This window comes from candidate division KSB1 bacterium (assembly GCA_022566355.1).
Lineage (GTDB): Bacteria > Zhuqueibacterota > JdFR-76 > JdFR-76 > DREG01 > JADFJB01.
Genome location: JADFJB010000210.1, coordinates 1 through 3,088 on the forward strand (window position 1 = coordinate 1; position 3,088 = coordinate 3,088).

General features: G+C 40.4%; 4 protein-coding genes. All 4 read right to left on the bottom strand.

Features of this window, described 5'->3' with window-relative positions; translation table 11 throughout:
* Window positions 1-1,068: hypothetical protein (locus tag IIC38_20250; protein ID MCH8128253.1), on the bottom strand; the 1,068-nt coding region annotated here is incomplete at its 3' end.
* A 258-nt stretch (window positions 1,069-1,326) separates the two neighbouring features.
* Window positions 1,327-2,091 (bottom strand): hypothetical protein, encoded by a 765-nt coding sequence (locus IIC38_20255; GenBank protein MCH8128254.1) that lies wholly within the window; start codon window positions 2,089-2,091, stop codon window positions 1,327-1,329.
* A 165-nt stretch (window positions 2,092-2,256) separates the two neighbouring features.
* On the bottom strand, window positions 2,257-2,373 hold the full coding sequence (locus tag IIC38_20260) for a hypothetical protein (protein ID MCH8128255.1): 117 nt from the start codon (window positions 2,371-2,373) through the stop codon (window positions 2,257-2,259).
* A 415-nt stretch (window positions 2,374-2,788) separates the two neighbouring features.
* A complete protein-coding gene (locus tag IIC38_20265) occupies window positions 2,789-2,959 on the bottom strand; it encodes a hypothetical protein (protein ID MCH8128256.1) in 171 nt (56 codons plus the stop codon).
* Between the last annotated feature and the right edge of the window lie 129 nt (window positions 2,960-3,088).

Genomic DNA, 3,088 nt, shown 5'->3' on the forward strand with positions numbered 1-3,088 from the left:
ATCATCTTTAAACCGATACGCAGATTCAACAGCCAACTGGGTTTTCCCGAGGCCAACCATACCATGGAAGGATGCGGTTTGTCCAATTGCAGTACCCCGGGATTCCGTCAATTGTGTATGGAGCTGTTGTAAGGCATCTTCTCTGCCAACAACACCTTCTCCTTTCTCTCTATACGGAATATTAAAAACATAATTGTCCTGGCTATATTTATCACCCACATGCCCTGGTTTATCTAAAGCTTTTTCATTAGGTTCAGCAGGTTCCCCGCAAATGGACGTATCAATTTTAAATTCGAGATCATGCGGAAAACCATAATCCTGTAATTTCTCAGCTACTGCCGGCCATTCATTTTCTTTTATGTAATTCATACATCCCTCAAGTGCACTGCGATGGTCATTTGTTTCGGGAACTGCGTTAATAATTATTCGGGAACCATCAACCTCCCAACCTGAAATTGATTCTCTCGCAAGGTGTTTGTTTTTTTCTTTTTGGTTCATACTTGAAGTATCTATGCCGATTGAAGCGATACGGGAGTTATCAGTATGTAAAATATCTGCTGTTTTCAAAATTACAGCAAGCATCTGTAATTTTACCGGACCTTTACTCAGGGGAAATGATTTCTCTATATTTTTTAGCTCTTCCTGAAATCTTCCGTCAGGAAGATCATGAAGCCCGATTATTTTTTTTATGGCTACAGCCTCAGGAAAACTTTTCTGCAACTCTTTATGGTGGTTAATTAAAAAATCTCCGGAACCTTTGCCATGCTCTAAATCAATTAGGAGTTTATCAAATAGTCCCTTATCAAAATCGTGACTGCAAACTGCGCAAGAAAGAATGAATAATTCATAGGGATCGAAATCAGCAACTTTGTCAGCTCCTTTAATTAAACGCCATGCATTATGCTCAACCATTGCGATATGCGGATAGCCGTTTTCGTTACTATTGGGGCTACTTTGCCTATCCATAATTGGTTCGGCAATTCTCCAAAAGTTATCAGCCCGGTCAGCAAGTTCTTTATTTTGGCTTCTTATATATTCTCGAAGTTCACCAGGTAAATCGCTGCTCATCGATAGATCCCTTTTTACTTTAAACCGCAATAAAACAAGAGTTCAAACCTGTCCAAAGTTTACGATTATTCAAAGTACCTGTTAACTATTCAGATGTCAATTAAAAATTGATGCTGAATAAAATGTAGGCATGGGGGAGGAGTCGAAGCATGCTTGTTTTTGAAGCGGATATGGATATCGGATGCTGGAATGCAAATCCCAAAAACCAAAAATCAAATAAATAACAAATTCAAATTAATCAATTTACAAACATGGGATTCAATCATAGTATCTGATTGTGAATGTGCCTGTGGCAATACCCCTTGGCCCGCCCGTCATCCTTCCCGAGATCTCGAGTTTTTTTTGCTTATCAAATACTCCCTCTTCGAACGTGATTTTCTTGAAAATGTATCTCACCCTATTTTTCTTTCCAGCGTTCGCGTCTAGAATGAACTGTGCGATCTCTTCGATCAAATTTTGATACGGGATCATTTTTTTCTTTTTTGGACCCGTTCCGGTCGCAACTTTTCCTGCATCCGCTAACATGCCTATTTCTTCTGTACCCGCTAGTTTTTTGCCATAGCCAAAGGGGACATGTCTTTTGCCCGCACGGAAGTTGACAAATTCCGTTGTCAACTCACCAGGGCTTATACTGGCAATTACCATGAGCTCAACGGCCAATCCAAGATTATGAGACCCACTTACCTTAAGGCTACCTTCTGTGCCGTCACCAAACTGGGCGTCGTATCCCTTATCACCAGCAGCATATATATACTCATTAGAGCCCTTAAAACGAAAATGCAGAAAGCCGCCAACCAATTCGTGAGCAAGATGGCCTTTTTGCTTGGCGGCACTTTTCGACCCGGTTCTACCGTTTAACTCCTCAATTTCGTCCAATAGTCCGATGGTAATAGTGTCTTTGAGGTACCCCATCCCTTTCTTGTACCGCGCGTCGCTTTTTTTGCTGGCATGCTCGATCTTGAGTTCCCCTTCCTTTTTAAAGTAAGTGACAATATTGTCGATTCCTGAAGCTACTAGTTTCATTCTTCTTTCTCCTTTTCCGGTCTCCCAGGCCGAGTCGCCCGCAAATGGGAATTCACACAAAGATTTCCTGCATGCGGATACGCGGCGCGTATCCATTTCATGCTTTGTTTTAATTCCTCAAATAAGCCGATATTCCTAAAACTGAGGAAGGATTTGAGGTAATGATCAAATGGTCACCACTTCGACCCGGATGAGTCGATCCGTCACATCTTTATCTTCCTCCGAGGGTTTTAACTTTTCGGAAGGATGATTATGGACCAGGATCACTTTGATTGCGTTCAAAATGGTACTGGTTAGAAACTCAGATGTCAATTAAAAATTGAAGTTGAATAAAAATCAGCCATGCCAAGTATAGATGAAGTATGCTTGTTTTTGAAACCGATACTGGCTGCTGGGAAGCAAAAACCAAATCCCAAAAACCAAAAATCAAATAAATAACAAAATCAAATTATCAAATACTAAATTTCAGGTCTTAGGGGTGACATCAGTTACTAAATTGCTGTTTATTTCATTGTTCATTGAAATTTTCTCATCTTGCTCAGAACACGACTATGTTTATAAAAATCATAAGCAAGCAGACAGCCAATAATCATAAGCGTATACCACACACCGGTTTCGGTTATTTCCAATGACCTTCTAACATCTTCAGATATGACGGAAGCGCCACTCAGCCCTAAAAGGGGCTTAAGCATTATTATTAAGTATTTAAGTATTCATCAAAAATAATTCCAGGCCACCAGACCATCTCGGATTCCGGTTCCAGCAAGTAAAAAATGAGATTAGCCAGGGGTTGGGCCAAGTCTGCTCTATACGAACCCGACGGAAATTCCCTGGTTTTATCTGAATATGTGCCCGAAATTGTGGCCATATTATGACCCTCGAATTTTCTGGAACTTTGGTCGAATTGTTCGACTGTAAATTCTTCACCAACTGCTCCTACAGCCTGCTTTAACGTTCACTTTTTTTAATTATAATATCATCCATATATTCAGCCTAG

Coding starts and splice junctions, on each gene's coding strand:
- IIC38_20255 (MCH8128254.1), bottom strand. CDS start 2,091: ATGAAACTAGTAGCTTCAGGAATCGACAATATTGTCACTTACTTTAAA.
- IIC38_20265 (MCH8128256.1), bottom strand. CDS start 2,959: ATGGCCACAATTTCGGGCACATATTCAGATAAAACCAGGGAATTTCCG.